A 13,057-nucleotide genomic window follows, 5' to 3' on the forward strand; every position below is an offset into this window, starting at 1 on the left:
GTCCCGAGCGTTTTCTGCCTCGCTGGATGGTCAAACAGGCCACACCAAATGCGATCCGGCGAAGAAGGCCGTCGCCAGCAGCGGACTAGTCAACGGTATGCTTGAACTGCGTTCGCTTGCGGTTGAAATCGATCGTGGACTATAGCGCTCAGCAGATCTTTGCCGGGCCTTTCGCGGCGTTCGCTCATCCAGCCTTGAAACTCAGTTGATCGATCTGACTTGGCCGCCATCGACGCGATAGTTGGCACCCGTCATGTAACCGGATAGCGGACTGGCCAGCAGGGCGACCATGCGGCCGATATCCTCCGGCTCGCCGAACTTGCCGGCCGAATTGACGAAGATCTGGGAAGTAAAGCGGCGCTCCACCTCTGCCCAGTCATCGACATCCCAACCCTGCTTCAGTGCGAGATCGGTAAACGTACTTTTGACCGCAGGCGACATGATGATGCCGGGCGTCACGGTGTTGACCGTGATCCCCGTCGCGGCGAGTGTCTTGGCAAGCGATGCGCTCATGTTGACCATCGCCGCCTTGATGGCCTGATATTCGGCAAGATCGGGTTCCACTTGTGTGGCGGCCGCGCTTCCGATATTGATGATGCGCCCGAAGCCGCGCTCCTTCATTCCTGGAGCCAGCTTCTGGATAAGCCTGACGGCCGCGCCGACATTCTGCTCGAAGGTCCAGAGCCAATCGGTCCAGGGCGTCTCGAGCCAGGCTGGATTCATCGCACCACCTTTGCCGTCCATGCGATGTGAACTGGCACGGCCGCCGGCGTTGTTGACCAGGATGTCGACTCCGCCGAGCCGCTCGATGATCTGATCCGCGACGCCGTTGCAAGCCGCCTCATCGGATAAGTCACCCACGACGTAAGAAACCTCGCATCCGGCAGCCGTGATTGCCTCTGCCACGTTCCGGCAACGTCCTTCATTGCGGCCGTGCACGACCACGACGGCGCCCTCGCGAGCCAGGACTTTTGCGATGCCCTCGCCAATTCCCGAGTTGCTGCCGGTGACCAGTGCGCGCTTGCCGCCAAGCTGCAGATCCATTGTCAGTTTCTCCCGCTCATAGAAAATGTCCTCATCGTGTCGCCGCTTGCACCGAAGCGGCGATCTCGGCCGCCGTGGGATTGCGCCGGAGCGTGAGTCCGCCAGTGACATGAGGGCAGTGCGAACAATGCACTTCAAGTTAGTCGTGCGAGCGAATCGTTGCTGAACCCGAGGAACGGCTCGCCAAGCCGCGCGCGCCGCGCCCAGTTTGGATCATGCAGAAGCGAGCGTCCTACGCCAACAAGATCGAATTCGCCGCGCGAAAAGCGATCGAGCAGAGGGGTGAGATCGGGCTGCGCGGAGGTCTCGTCCCCGGCCATCGAATCGTAGTAGCCCTTGTTAATGCCGATTCCACCAACGGCCATCGAAAGCCTGCCGGTTACCTTCTTCACCCAACCGGCGAGATTCATTTCCGAGCCCGGGAATTCCGCCCGATTGAAGTACCGAGTGCTCGCCTCGAAGATGTCGACGCCCGCGTCCGCGAGCGGGGCGAGGATCCGTTCAAGCTCGTGCGGATCGTTGGCGAGACGCGCGCGGAAATCCTGCTGTTTCCACTGGGAGAAGCGGAACGTGATCGGCATCGTGGCGCCGATCGCTTCGCGGATTGCGCGAACGACTTCGGTGGCGAAGCGGCTGCGCGCTGTCAGATCTTTGCCCCATTGATCCGTGCGCTGATTGGTTTCGGCCCACAGAAACGCGTCGATCAGATAGCCGTGACCACCGTGAATCGCGATTCCGTCGAAGCCGGCGGCCTTCGCATAGCGGGCGCTTCGACCATAGGCCGCAATGACGTCCGCGATCTCGGTGTCGGTCATCGGGCGAGTTGGCGTCATGACACGCTCCATGTAGCCTGCGTTCAGCGATGTCGTTCGTCCCGCCGGTCCCCACAATCCGGAGGGGCGCAACGGTGCCGCAGCCGGGAAGGGGCCCGTATTCGCTTCCTTCATCGGACCCATGTGCCACAACTGAGGAAAGATGATGCCGCCACTTGCATGCACTTCGTCCGTCACGCGGCGCCAGGCGGTAACGGATTCGTCGTCGACCAGCACGGGGATCGAATTTTCGCCTAGTCCCGCTTCGCCAAGTGCTGCCGGATGATCGACACCAACGCCTTCCGTGATGATGAGACCTGTCTCGCCCTGCGCACGGCGCTTGTAGTAGGACGCGACGTCACTGCCAGGCAGTCCATTGGGTGAAAAGCCGCGGGTCATGGGTGACATGACGATACGGTTGGCAAGCGTGACGCCCCGTACGGTGAGGGGCGTAAAGAGCGATCCGATATCCATGGGCGTTCATATAATTGACTTTCGTGCGGATAATGATACGCTATCTTTGATTGAGGAAGAAAGAAAATCTGCCGCCGTGTTACATCCGGCGTCGAAGAGGAGAATTGCATTGGAGCAAACAGACGCACTGGCCGTCTTCTGCGGGCAAGCAGAGGACGAAGGGCCCATTCCAGAAGGATTTGCGTTGATGCCGGCGTTTGGGCCCTTCCATCAGATGTTCGGACCAACGTACTTTCGTAAGACCGAGCGCGGACACGTGATTGGGATGTATGTCCGCGAGGCGCATCGCAACCTCGGTCAGATGATGCACGGCGGCGCGGTTTGCATGCTCGCTGATACGGCCATTACATGGGCGAGCAAGCATTCGCGCGAGCCGGCGGTGAAAGTGTTGACGACGAGCTTGACCGTCAACTTCATGGGCAACGCTGAGCCCGGCGATTGGGTCGAAGCTCGTGTCGACGTTTTGCGTTCGGGAAGGCGAGTGATTTTCTCGGACTGTCAAATCTGGGCGAATGCAAAGTGCATTGCCCAGGCGTCGGGGCAGTTCCAGGTGATGGGGGCGTTTGACAACTAGTCCTTCGCGGGACTAGAGAATGTAGCGCCCCGCGTTACGGCATTGATCTGCCCCGAACCTTATCCAGAGTCGCTCGATATTTCCACGCCGTCAACACGAACCGATGAATGCGTTCGGCCCGGCGTTTGCGTTCTGCACGCGTGGTTTGTATCGCAAGGTGGACTTCGGGCGCGCCGGTGACCAACGTCAGCAGATCGCGCGCCGAGTTCGCAGGGTCGTCGATCTCGATCACTCCGCTGGCCGCGGCGGATTCGAGCGCGCTCGCGAGGGGCGCCAGCATCGTAGCTGTGTATTGCAGAAATTGTTTTGCGATGTCCGGGAAGCGCATCGCTTCGCCGATCACTAGCCGGGAAGTGTGCATGCTGTCCGGCGTCGCCATGTGCTCGACGAGCGCGTCGATGAGGGCTGCCAGGTTCGTCGAAAAATCGCGGCCCGGCTCGACATGCTGTGAGATCTTGCCGCGCAAATCAGCCATCCCGCGCCAGACGATGGCGCGAAACAACTCTTCCTTGGTTCCGAACTGACGGTAAATCGTCGTCTTGCTGACGCCCGCGATCGACGCGATTTCTTCGACTCTGGCGGCGCCGAAACCTTCTCTCATGAAGACCGATTTGGCGGCATCGAGGACGCTCTCGCGCATCTGGAGCGCATCGTCGTGGGTGGGCCGCCCGGCCGTTCGCTGTTTGCCCGCGGCAGCGAGCCGCGAAGCTCCGTCGGGAGCAAGAACTGCCATAGGTTTGAACATCGTTGAGTGTTTTATGACGGATACAGGCCGCCAGTATACTCACGTGTCCCGGGGGGCGCCACTGACGGCGCCCCTCGGTTCCAAGGTCAGTGCGCGAGGCTCAAACGTTGATCATGCCGCGTACATACGACTCCATCGTACCTGCGCACGAAAGTTTGTCTTCGCCTTCTTCGAGATCCGCATACCGGCCGACCTGCCTGACTAGCGGTCCCCGCAGTCCGTCGGTGTTGCCGGTCGGCGAAAAGTCGACGGTGACCTTGTCGCCGGTAATGAAACCGCCCCAGTATCCTTCGGCCAGCAGATCGAAGAACGCGAACCGCCCTTCGACGACACCCTGACCATCGGAAGGATTCAGCAGGTGCTCACCCGATTTGTCGAGAACGAACGGAACGATCCACGGGCAGATCGCGTAGCCCTGCGCAACGTCCGACCAGGGACCGGTGCCGATCATCTCGGTCATGCCATAGCTGTTCTGAACGTTCTCCGGCCGGATACCGTAAAAGCGGATGACCTGCTCGCGGTAGTCGGCGGGCGCGGCAGTGCCTTTCAATCCGCCTCCGGCCGTGATCACCGTGTCGGGGTGGCAGATTCCATCCGCTATCCCGCGCTGGCGGGCGCGCTCCACGAGAGTCCAGTGCAACGACCAGTTGCCTTGCACGAGCACGGGGACTTCCCGGCGCGCCGTAAGCTTGTCGAGAAACCGGTCGATCATCGCGCCTGTGTGTCGCTGGCGTGCCACCGCCTGCTCCTGGAATGCCGCGACTTCACTGGGCTTGGCGGAGCCATCGGCCATTGCACGACGCATGCGGCCCATCGAGATCGTTGAAGATGCGAGCACCGGGTCGTCGAACATCAAGGTGCTTTCGGCGCCGAGTCGCTTTGCTGCGTTCAGTACCGGCTCAATATGCCGATGCGCCCCACCCGGCGGCATCATCAGGAATACCGGGCGTTTGCCGAAGTCTCTTTGGATCAATGCGTTGCCGTACACGCCCAGCTTCACGCAGGACTCGGTGACATTGTCGAGATCGGCTCGCGTCTGGCTGACGAAGCTGCACTTGCCGGACGTGCCGCTCGAGCTGAACACGTGATGACCTGCGTCGCGCAATCGATCCATCCACGCGTCGACGTTATCGACGCCGTTGACCTCGACGTCACCAACGCGTTTGCTCGATAGTGTCTGCAGCCAAACGGACAGATGCTTCCAGCGGCCGTTGTCGATGAACTGCTCAGGGTAGCTCTTGTAGATTTGATGCGCGAACAGCAGCGGCACCATGTCTGCGTGACGGTTGACGTCTGCGATGCCGACATCGTCCGCTCTGCGGCGCAGCAGCTTGATCTGCTCGCGGCGCTCGGCGAAGCGCTCTTTCATGGCTGCGAGCTGAAGCTCACGGAGATTCTCGGGGTGGTTGCGGAAAGGGTCGCTTTCGCCACGAAGCATTGCGTAGAACGGGTCCAGAGCGGACATGTTGTCTCCTCTGCAGGAAATTGCTGCGATTTTATTGATCGAAATTGGTGGAACTCGAGACTTCAAGCCATGTTTCGAGGTTGTCCTGTACCGATGCGAGCTTTTTGCGGACGACGTCGACGGCGTCGGGACCGAGCGGCAGACGCAGCGGCGGCGCGTCCGCCGACACCGCGCGGACGATGGCCTCGGCGGCCTTCGCGGGGTCGCCTGCCTGGGTGCCGTGGTAGCTGCTCATATATCGGCGCATTTGCCCCACTGTCTCCGAGTAGTCGGGCAATTCGTTCTCGCTCCACTTCAGCGATCCACCCGCGAAGTTCGTGCGGAAACCGCCCGGCTCGACGAGGGTCACGCCAATGCCAAACGGGTGGAGTTCCTGAGCCAACGATTCTGAAAGCCCTTCGACCGCGTGCTTCGACGCGCAATAGAAGCTGCAGCCAGCGATGCCGATCACGCCGGCGACCGACGAGAAATTCACGATATGGCCGCGCTTACGCGCCCGAAAGTGGGGCAGCACCGCTCGTATCACATTGACCGTGCCAAAGACGTTGGTATCGAATAGTTGCCGCGCCTGCGCGTCGGAAACCTCTTCGAGTGCGCCAAACAGGCCATAGCCGGCATTGTTGACGAGTATGTCGATAGCGCCAGTGCGCTCGAGTGCCTGCCCAACGGCGCGTGATACCGCCGCCGCATCGGTGACGTCGAGCAGCAGGCCGTGTGCGCGGCCGGGCGCAAGATTTTCAAAGGAGGCGATTTGCGTTTCATTGCGTACAGTGCCGACCACTTTGTCGCCGCGAGCGAGGACTGCCTCGGCCAGGGAGCGGCCGAAGCCGGACGAAACACCGGTGATAAACCACACGGCCGGATTTGTCGTTTGTCGTGTCATCGTTGAGTAGATTCTGTAGATTTCTGGGGAGATAAAATCATCCGGCGGTGCAAGCCTCAGTCATGTCTGCGACCTCTCCGCGGACATAGGCGTCGATCGTTCCGGCGCAAGACAGCTTGTCGTCGCCGCCGGGCAGATCCTTGTAGCGAACGACGTCGCGAATGATGGGCGTGCGCACGCCGTCGATGCCATGACCAAACTCGACAGTGACCTTGTCGCCGCTGATGACCCCGCCCCAGCGACCATCCGCCAGCAAGTCGATCATCGCGAGCCGACCTTCGACAACGCCTTTTCCATCGGGCGGATTGAGAAGTTCTTCGCCTTTGGAGTCGAGCACCAGCGGGACCAGCCACGGCGGTACGGCCCACGCCTTCGCTTCATGGAACCACGGGCAAAAGCCTGACACTTCGCCCATTCCATAGCCGTCGTTGAAATTGGCCGAGTTGAAATTGAAGAAGCGTTCGCACTGCTGCTGGAAATCCTCGGGCAAGTTCGCGCCTTTTTTGCCGCCTCCGATACTGATGATGGTATCGGGATGGAACTCGCCGTCGGCGATGCCGCGTTCGCGGCCGGTGGCCACGATCTGGTACAGCATGCCCAGCATGCCCATGATGAACATGGGCTCACGGCGCCGGTCGAGCAATTGGTCGATGAAAAGCCGGAAATCGGCTTGTACGCGCTCGCTACGTTCCCGGCTCTCGTTCTGGAACGCCTCGATTTCACTTGGCAGCGCGGTACCGTCCGCGATCGCGCGTCGCATGCGTGCCATGCGCGTCGTGTGCGCGGCACTCTGCGGTACATCGGACATGTAGTGGAGGTCGCCGGACACGGCAATCGATTCAGCGAACTTCGCCATCCGTTCCGTGCCCGTATAAGAGCCTGAAGAAGGCGTCAACAGAAACACCGGATAACGCCGCGACGGATCGCGCATACCGCTCGCGGACCACCGAATACCCTGGGCGAGCAGCCGCCATCCAAGTTCACGGTCGGCCTCGCTTTGGTATATGAAGGACTGCTTGCCCGACGTCCCGCTCGAACTCATCACGTAGTGTCCGTTGCGGCGCAACTCGTTGATCCAGTCATCGAGGTCGCGAATCGCGTCATATTGGAGTCCGTCGATCTTGCGCGTCGTGAGCGTTTGCAGCCACGCAGTGAGATGGCGCCATTTACCCTGCTCGATGAACGCATCCGGATAGCTTTTATATACGGCGTCGGCAAAGAGCAATGGCACCGCATCGCTCATGTTCTTCACTTCGGTAACGCCAGCCTCGCTGGCCCGCTTGTCGAGAATACGGATCTGCTGCCGTCGCTGTGCGAAGCGCTCGCCCACGGCCTGAAGCTGCATCGCGTGGAGGTTTTCGGGCGCATTCCGGAAAGGGTCGGCGACGTCCGTGAGTGGCAGTAGCTTAGAAAGGGCTTGCATCATCGAGTCCCCTCCTGATTCGGACCGGATTCCTCCGATACCCATTTCATGAATCGATGGATCGGGAACATGCCGTCATGGGGATAGCCGCCGACTCCGTCAGAAATCGACTCGCCCAGCGCCACCATGCGCTGGACACCAGCGCAGGCGAGCGCATCGCGTACCTCCGTGACCCGGTGAGGCGGATAGATCCCCACCGTCTGCGTGGCGACCGTCGCGTGCCGCGCGCCATCGCGAAGGCTTGTTACAGGAACGACGTTGACGGTCTTGCAAATGGGGTGAAAATCCACCATTTCGTCAGAACGAATGACGAGCCCCTTGCCGTCATAGCCACCGAACACGCGATAGATCGGTTCCATTTCACGCAGCACGTCCACGGCCTCGCGAATGTCGGCGGGCACGAGCGGGCCTTGGCCGTCGCCGTACCGATAGTCTTCGCCGAGTGCGAGCGCTAGTTGCTCGCAGTAGCGGTCGGCGTCGTCTTCGTCGCCTTCGACGAATTGATACCGGCTAGCATTGCACGCGTCCTGATTGAACGACAGCACATCGGCTGCGCCCGCACGCGCGACCTCGCGCAGTACTTCGTCGGATGCAAAGGCCTCGCGGCCGATCAGCGAGATCGATACCTTCGGATCGAACGCGACCAACTCGAGCCCGGGGCCGGCATAGCGCATCACATGCCGAACCGCGCTTTCCCCGCCCCACACGACGATTTTGTCGAAGTACTGCGGACGATAAAGAATCGACTCGACGTTTTCGTCGCCACCGCGCCAATACGCGGCAGAAAACGACTGGGTAATCGGATGATCCGGGTCGATTTCGGCCATGGTGCGCAGGATTGCGGTGGCCGTGAAAAGATCGTTCGAAGGCAGCTTCAGCAGGTGAACACCCTTCGTCAGCGCCGCGCGCATGACCGTCATGGCTGCGACCATCGGCGAGTTGCCTGCGAGGATATGCACGAGGCGCGGGGGAAACGCGCGCAGACGACTCGGGCGCCCGCGCAGAGTACGTTCCACCCAACCGTCCACGAGGCGCGCGTCGCCGAGACTCACGCGCAGTTCGTCCTCGATCACTTCACGCAAGAAAAGATTGGGAATGTCGCGATAGCAGTTTTCGAGGATCCGTCGCCCGAGCGGACTGACCTTGATCATCGATTCGAGCGCGGCCTGCATCAGCGGATTGACGTCGAGGTGCAAACGCGGACCCAGTTCGACAAGAAAATCGATGATTTTCGCGACAGGAACATCGAAGGCAGGGCCGGATTCAGCGCGTGGCCACACCAGATCGTCCAATTCGATTTTAGGCGTGCAAAAGCCTTGCCCCAGATCTCGAGACACGTGTCTGATCGCGCTTCCGGTGACGGTGCGCCCGCGGTATACGTGGGGAACCAGCAGCGGTGCGAGGCTGGCATCCTGCGCCGGGTCCGCGCTTTGCTTTACGGTTGTTTCGGTATGCTCCATGAACAACTCCTTTTCAGTAGCGGGTACGCGTCGACCTGAGCGCCGACGTGGATCGATTCGGGGGATCTCGCCGCTCAACTCAAGTTGGCGATCATCCGATCGAGCAGATTCCGGGCGGCTTCAACTTCATCCACTGTGAAGCCGTGAAGTTGGCGATTGCTTGTTTCGACGATGAGCGGCAGAGTCTCGCGTAACAGCTGTCGGCCATCTTCTGTCAGTGCGAGCTCGACGGAACGTCTATCGGAAGTACTGCGGATCCGTTCAACCAATCCTCTCTTTTCAAGCGAATCGAGCTTGCGGGTCATGATGCTGCCGTCAGCGAGAAGTATTCGGCACAGGGCGGTAGGTGTACGAGCACGCTCGTCGAACAGCGCTTTCAAAATCCCCCACTGAATGGCAGAAAGTTTGCTCGCCGCGAGCTTCCGGTCGATTTCCGCGCCAAGCAGAAGATGAACCATGTTCATCTTGAACGCGACGCTTTCTTCTGTGCGGTACTCGTCCGGAGCAAGCGTATGCGCGAGTTCGGCGCTAGCCGGACGTCTCTGAAGTGCGGGGGATTCGAGTGGGGTCATCGATTACCTGCTAAAAAAATTTTTGCGTTTGCAAGCAACTATATGCACGTCATTCAAAATATGCAACGCACCGGGGGGTGTGGTTTTCCCCATGTTGCGACCGAAAGGCTGTCTGCGCGACGATGCGCACGGGTCTTTCATCCGCAATATTCGGGAGGAACCTTGTCTGAATCTGGTTTGGTAAGTGACATGAGGTTGCCTGTCACTGTTGGGGAAGTGACGGCGGAGTGGCTTACTTCAGCGCTGGGGTTCCGCTTCAGCGGCGTCGAAGTGCTCTCGTGCGAACACGTGGATGTACTGCCGGGCACGTCGACCAAGGTCCGCGTGGCTCTGGAGTACAACGATGCGGGACATGCGATGGCACTACCGTCGCGCATGATCGTGAAGGGCGGTTTCGAGGAACATAGTCCGTCGATGAAGGAGATGTATCGCAACGAAATGCGCTTCTATCGGGACGTACTGCCGTTCATAAATATGAACGCACCGAAATGTTTTTATGCGGGCGCCGATCCTGACGCCTGGCAGGCCGTCGTAGTGATGGAAGACCTGGTCGAGCGTAACGTTCGGTTCTGTCGTGCTCAGCAGCCGCAGGGCTACGAACAGGTGGGTTTGCGTCTGAGTGCAATGGCGCGCTATCACGCGCAAACATGGAATAGCGGGGAGTTCGACAAGGGCGGGCGGCTTGATTGGGTTGGGGAGCGCTTTTCGGATTGGTCGTTGGAATATCAGAACCGCTACCTCGAGCCGGATGTCTGGGCGCACTACGCATCGCTGCCGAGAGGGGCCGCGGTAAGCCGGCATCTGCACGATCGCGGCTGGATGGTGGCAGCGCTCGGGCGCATTGCGCGCGAACACAAGGGCAAACCGGTGTGTCTGATCCACGGCGATACGCACCTTGGAAATCTCTACGTCGAAGCTGATGGAGCGCCGGGTTTTTTCGATGCTCAGGTTAGCCGGGCGCCTTGGAGTCTCGAGGTTGCTTATCACATAGGGTGCGCGCTCGATATCGAAGACCGGCGCTCGTGGGAGCGGTCGCTACTAGAGCACTATCTTTCCCAATTGGCGATTAACGGGGTTCAGGCGCCAGACTTCGACGAAGCATGGGGCGACTATAGACGCGATCTCGCATACGGATACTTCATCTTCGCGATCAACGAAACGCGCTTCCAGACCGAGGCGGTGAACACGGCGTATGCGGCGCGCTTTGGTGCGGCATTGGTGGATCATGGCGAAGTGGGCTAGTCGATTTGATCGAAGGCCAATAATGCAACTATGGGTTGCATTATTGGCCTGACGAGACTAAGCTCAAGCATCAGTGACGTCCTCGCGAGCGAGGGATTGAGCGCTAACGATTACCCGCTCGATCGAACGCTCCAGACGACGATCGATCTACCTCAACCGGCTTACCGCATGCCCGCTCCGAAAGTCTTTCATCAACGTTTAAACGGCAAGATCGCGATCGTGACCGGCGCAGGATCGCTCGGTCAGGGTTTCGGCACGGGCAAGGCAATTGCCTGTCTTTTCGCCGCGGAGGGCGCGTCCGTCTGTCTCGTCGATCAGCAATACGAGCGGGCGGCGGAAACGCTCGCGCTGATCACGGAGGCGGGCGGCAGCGCGTTCGTCTCGACCGGCAATGTCACCGACGGTGCGGTCTGCGCGCGCATTGTCGACGAGACCGTCGAGAGGTACGGTGGCCTCGACATTCTCGTCAACAACGTCGGTATCTCGGGCGCGCCGGGGCGGTTGCAGGACGTCGACGAGGCGTCCTGGGATCGCGTGATCGACGTCAACCTGAAAAGTGCCTTCTTGATGAGCCGAAGTGCGGTGCCGAAGATCGTGGCGCGCGGAGGCGGGGCAATCGTCAACATCGGTTCGGTCGCGGGCATCCGCAGCCACGGGTCAGCCGCATACGGCTCATCGAAAGCGGGCATGGTCGGCTTTACGCGTGAACTCGCGGTGATGTACGGCCGCGATCATGTTCGTGCCAACGCGATTGCTCCGGGGCATATTTTTACGCCGATGGTCGAAAGCATGCTCAATGACAAGGCCCGCGAACGCCGCCGAAAAATCGCGCCCCTTCCGTTGGAAGGGGATGCGTGGGACGTCGCGGCCGCCGCGTTGTTTCTCTGCAGCGATGAATCGCGATTCATTACCGGCACGTGCCTACCCGTAGACGGTGGTGTGACGGAGGTCGCCGCGCTTGCGGCATACGACCTGGTTCAACAATAGCCGTCGATCTCGCCAGTGTGCGGCTCGCCACGTGAAGCGTGTCTATTAGCACAGAGCTTACAGGGCGTGTTTTCTGGTAACTTAGCGTGGCTGAATTGACCCGCGTGACAGGAAACGGCACCTGTAGGGCGCTGGCACGGACCGCTGAGTCGCGGTCCATGCCGATCGCCTGTTTGCTCGGCAACGCGTATTTGCTGTCCGGCAAGCGGGGGTCCGAACCAATCGATAATCGCATGGGTGCTCGCAAGACCGCAGATTCGCTATTCGCCGCGTTGGCGGACGCTTCCCGACGACAACTGCTGACTCTGCTGAATGCGGGTACTCAAAGCGCAGCCGCATTGGCGCGTGAGCTGAAAATATCGCGTGCGAGCGTGATCGAGCATCTGAATGCGCTTGTCGAAGCCGGCTGGGTCGACGTCGCTTTGGAAGACGACGGCGAGGCGTCCTATTCGAAACGTTCTCAAGCTGAAGCACAATTTCTGGCCGAATGCGAAGCGTTGCAGAAGCCCGTGTGCTCAGAGGCTAGCGATGAGTTGGACGAACAGGCTGCGGCTTGGGCGCGCGAGTGGCCAGCGGAAGACCCGAATGTCTACCTGATCGGGCAACGACTCCTACGACTATCTGCTCACATCGACCGGGCGCTCAAGGAAGCCGCCGCGAGTCAGGGCCTGCTGGCAGCCGAACTGTTGCTATTGGATGCGCTTCTGGTTTCCGGTCCGCCTTACACGCAGTCTCCGACGCAACTTCAAAAACCGCTGGCAATGACGCTGGGCGGCATCACGAAGTGTGTCGGCAGGCTCGAACAGATGGGCTTGGTGGAGCGCATGCCGGACCCGGCGGATGGTCGTGGAATACTCGTACGAATGAAGTCACAGGCACGCAAAGTATTGAGGAACATCCTCCATCAGGAGGCGTACGGCACTGACTGGGTGGCGTCCAGTCATATGGCGCCTGAACGGCGAGCGGCACTCTCGACCTTGTTGCGGGAACTGCATGTCTTTGCAGACGCGGAGGCCGCACGTCGGGGTGCCGAGCGCGGCTGACATAGCTTCGGTGATCGCCATTTCGACAGCAAACCCCTAAGTCATCGCCATCGCTGCTCGCAATCAGCGCGCAAGACACAAAACCCACCCTCGGCCTGCGCTCTCAGCAGGCCTTCTCTCCCGTCTTTCGTTGCCATCGACGCATCCGGTGGCATATGGCCAATCCCGCATGACGCTATGTTCGTGAGCGAAAGCTCAGGGGAACACATTGGCGCGTTTGCTTCCAGTGCCGTCTCGGTACAAACACCTGGACACCGCAATTTACTTTCCCAGTAAAGTATATTTCAGATGTTCGATGACGGGCAGCACATTGACGCCAAACGGAGACTCAAG

Annotated in this window: 13 protein-coding genes; 5 read left to right on the plus strand and 8 right to left on the minus strand. The window is 60.2% G+C overall.

All coding sequences use genetic code 11. From position 1 onward, the window contains the following. Positions 1 to 201: 201 nt before the first annotated feature. Both AB4Y34_RS25305 and AB4Y34_RS25310 read right to left on the minus strand, forming a co-directional pair. A complete protein-coding gene (locus AB4Y34_RS25305; protein ID WP_368717568.1) occupies positions 202 to 1,044 on the minus strand; it encodes an SDR family NAD(P)-dependent oxidoreductase in 843 nt (280 codons plus the stop codon). 134 nt (positions 1,045 to 1,178) lie between these two features. Then, positions 1,179 to 2,330, minus strand: coding sequence for an NADH:flavin oxidoreductase (locus AB4Y34_RS25310; RefSeq protein ID WP_368717569.1), 1,152 nt, complete (start codon positions 2,328 to 2,330; stop codon positions 1,179 to 1,181). Between AB4Y34_RS25310 and AB4Y34_RS25315 the strand changes: the two genes are divergently transcribed. Continuing rightward, positions 2,254 to 2,904 (plus strand): PaaI family thioesterase, encoded by a 651-nt coding sequence (locus AB4Y34_RS25315; RefSeq protein ID WP_368717570.1) that lies wholly within the window; start codon positions 2,254 to 2,256, stop codon positions 2,902 to 2,904. The two genes, AB4Y34_RS25310 and AB4Y34_RS25315, sit on opposite strands and share 77 nt — an antisense overlap. Positions 2,905 to 2,938: 34 nt before the next feature. Here the strand turns inward: AB4Y34_RS25315 and AB4Y34_RS25320 are convergent, their stop codons facing one another. From AB4Y34_RS25320 to AB4Y34_RS25335, 4 genes are all read right to left on the minus strand, one after another. Next, on the minus strand, positions 2,939 to 3,637 hold the full coding sequence (locus tag AB4Y34_RS25320; protein WP_368717571.1) for a TetR/AcrR family transcriptional regulator: 699 nt from the start codon (positions 3,635 to 3,637) through the stop codon (positions 2,939 to 2,941). A gap of 112 nt (positions 3,638 to 3,749) precedes the next feature. Further along, complete coding sequence (locus tag AB4Y34_RS25325; protein ID WP_368717572.1) at positions 3,750 to 5,114, minus strand: hypothetical protein; 1,365 nt, start codon at positions 5,112 to 5,114, stop codon at positions 3,750 to 3,752. Positions 5,115 to 5,145: 31 nt separating this feature from the next. Further along, complete coding sequence (locus AB4Y34_RS25330) at positions 5,146 to 5,997, minus strand: oxidoreductase (protein WP_368717573.1); 852 nt, start codon at positions 5,995 to 5,997, stop codon at positions 5,146 to 5,148. 37 nt (positions 5,998 to 6,034) lie between these two features. Then, entirely contained in the window at positions 6,035 to 7,042 is a 1,008-nt protein-coding gene (locus AB4Y34_RS25335) for a hypothetical protein (RefSeq protein WP_368717574.1), read from the minus strand. A gap of 3 nt (positions 7,043 to 7,045) precedes the next feature. On the opposite strand from AB4Y34_RS25335, the gene AB4Y34_RS25340 reads away from it, so the two are divergent. Then, a complete protein-coding gene (locus AB4Y34_RS25340; protein ID WP_368717575.1) occupies positions 7,046 to 7,402 on the plus strand; it encodes a hypothetical protein in 357 nt (118 codons plus the stop codon). 17 nt (positions 7,403 to 7,419) lie between these two features. On the opposite strand, the gene AB4Y34_RS25345 is transcribed toward AB4Y34_RS25340, so the two are convergent. Both AB4Y34_RS25345 and AB4Y34_RS25350 read right to left on the minus strand, forming a co-directional pair. After that, the gene (locus AB4Y34_RS25345) at positions 7,420 to 8,880 is read right to left on the minus strand and encodes an acyl-CoA reductase (protein ID WP_368717576.1); all 1,461 of its coding nucleotides are present in this window, start codon (positions 8,878 to 8,880) and stop codon (positions 7,420 to 7,422) included. 74 nt (positions 8,881 to 8,954) lie between these two features. Then, positions 8,955 to 9,452, minus strand: a complete 498-nt coding sequence (locus AB4Y34_RS25350) for a MarR family winged helix-turn-helix transcriptional regulator (protein WP_176378329.1) — start codon at positions 9,450 to 9,452, stop codon at positions 8,955 to 8,957. A 162-nt stretch (positions 9,453 to 9,614) separates the two neighbouring features. Here AB4Y34_RS25350 and AB4Y34_RS25355 point away from each other — a divergent pair, with 162 nt between their 5' ends. From AB4Y34_RS25355 to AB4Y34_RS25365, 3 genes are all read left to right on the plus strand, one after another. After that, complete coding sequence (locus tag AB4Y34_RS25355; protein ID WP_368717577.1) at positions 9,615 to 10,694, plus strand: phosphotransferase; 1,080 nt, start codon at positions 9,615 to 9,617, stop codon at positions 10,692 to 10,694. Positions 10,695 to 10,790: 96 nt separating this feature from the next. Then, the gene (locus AB4Y34_RS25360; protein WP_368717578.1) at positions 10,791 to 11,681 is read left to right on the plus strand and encodes an SDR family NAD(P)-dependent oxidoreductase; all 891 of its coding nucleotides are present in this window, start codon (positions 10,791 to 10,793) and stop codon (positions 11,679 to 11,681) included. Between the two features lie 158 nt (positions 11,682 to 11,839). Then, complete coding sequence (locus tag AB4Y34_RS25365) at positions 11,840 to 12,724, plus strand: MarR family transcriptional regulator (RefSeq protein WP_368717579.1); 885 nt, start codon at positions 11,840 to 11,842, stop codon at positions 12,722 to 12,724. The last annotated feature ends 333 nt before the right edge of the window (positions 12,725 to 13,057 follow it).

The organism is Paraburkholderia sp. BR10954 (assembly GCF_040965775.1).
GTDB classification, from domain to species: Bacteria; Pseudomonadota; Gammaproteobacteria; order Burkholderiales; family Burkholderiaceae; genus Paraburkholderia; species Paraburkholderia youngii.

Coding starts and splice junctions, on each gene's coding strand:
- AB4Y34_RS25305 (WP_368717568.1), bottom strand. CDS start 1,044: ATGGATCTGCAGCTTGGCGGCAAGCGCGCACTGGTCACCGGCAGCAAC.
- AB4Y34_RS25315 (WP_368717570.1), top strand. CDS start 2,254: ATGGGTGACATGACGATACGGTTGGCAAGCGTGACGCCCCGTACGGTG.
- AB4Y34_RS25310 (WP_368717569.1), bottom strand. CDS start 2,330: ATGGATATCGGATCGCTCTTTACGCCCCTCACCGTACGGGGCGTCACG.
- AB4Y34_RS25320 (WP_368717571.1), bottom strand. CDS start 3,637: ATGGCAGTTCTTGCTCCCGACGGAGCTTCGCGGCTCGCTGCCGCGGGC.
- AB4Y34_RS25325 (WP_368717572.1), bottom strand. CDS start 5,114: ATGTCCGCTCTGGACCCGTTCTACGCAATGCTTCGTGGCGAAAGCGAC.
- AB4Y34_RS25330 (WP_368717573.1), bottom strand. CDS start 5,997: ATGACACGACAAACGACAAATCCGGCCGTGTGGTTTATCACCGGTGTT.
- AB4Y34_RS25345 (WP_368717576.1), bottom strand. CDS start 8,880: ATGGAGCATACCGAAACAACCGTAAAGCAAAGCGCGGACCCGGCGCAG.
- AB4Y34_RS25350 (WP_176378329.1), bottom strand. CDS start 9,452: ATGACCCCACTCGAATCCCCCGCACTTCAGAGACGTCCGGCTAGCGCC.
- AB4Y34_RS25365 (WP_368717579.1), top strand. CDS start 11,840: ATGCCGATCGCCTGTTTGCTCGGCAACGCGTATTTGCTGTCCGGCAAG.